Origin of the sequence: Paenibacillus sp. CFBP 13594, assembly GCF_014842675.1 — a bacterium.
GTDB lineage: Bacteria > Bacillota > Bacilli > Paenibacillales > Paenibacillaceae > Paenibacillus > Paenibacillus amylolyticus_B.
Genome location: NZ_JACYVQ010000027.1, coordinates 1 through 911, shown reverse-complemented (window position 1 = coordinate 911; position 911 = coordinate 1). Strand labels below are relative to the sequence as shown.

The 911-nt window shown below is 57.4% G+C and carries 1 protein-coding gene; it reads right to left on the bottom strand.

Translation table 11 applies throughout. The features are described from left to right. Window positions 1–911: condensation domain-containing protein (locus IFU39_RS32450; protein ID WP_244661190.1), on the bottom strand; the 911-nt coding region annotated here is incomplete at both ends.

Below are 911 nucleotides of genomic sequence, written 5' to 3'. Positions count from 1 at the left end.
CGGGTAGCCGCCTCATAGACCTGACGCTCCGGTTCATCCCAGCCCCGTGTATCAAATCGGTGCAGGGTATACATCCGCTCTCCAGTTTGAACCGGACGGTTGAATTGGCGGATGCTACCATCTGCTTGCATCTCATACCTCATGCGCAGCGCATCATGATGCTCCAGCAACCGATCCAGCACCTGTTCCAGCACGTCCGGCTTGAACCCGGCTGCCCGATGCAGCATGAAGGACTGTGTGAAGTGGTTTTGTTCCGTCGTGTTGTTCGCAAAAAACCACTGCTGAATCGGGGTCAGCTGCACTTCTCCTTCCACAGGCTCCTGGCTCCGGCGCTCACGCTGATCCCATTTCACATACGGGGAGAGATCCCGAATCTTTGGATAGGCAAACAAATCCCGGACCTCCATCCGCAGTCCCGCTCGGGCCAGACGTGATCCGATCTGGAGTGCCTTGATGGAGTCTCCCCCGGAGACAAAGAACTGGTGATTGATGCCCAGCTCCTCCATGTTTAACACGTCACGCCAAATGTCCACCAGTAGGCGCTCCACCTCGTTGCGCGGTGCTTCTGTCTCCGGCGCGGCAGGCAGATGGTGGTCCGGCTCAGGTAACGCCTTGCGGTCCAGCTTGCCATGAGACGTCAGCGGCAGCTGATCCAGCTGCACCACATAGGCTGGGATCATATAATCCGGCAGTTCCGCTTCCAGCCAGTCCCGAACGGTAGCAGCTGTCCACACTGCTTTGCCTTCGGCTACAACATAGGCGCATAACGCCCCATTTCCCTGCGGGTCCTGATGAGCCAGAACCGCTGTTTCCCGGATCGCCGGATGTTTCAGCAGTTGTTGCTCGATCTCGCCAAGCTCAATCCGGTATCCACGGATTTTCACCTGTTGATCGGTACGCCCCATAAATTG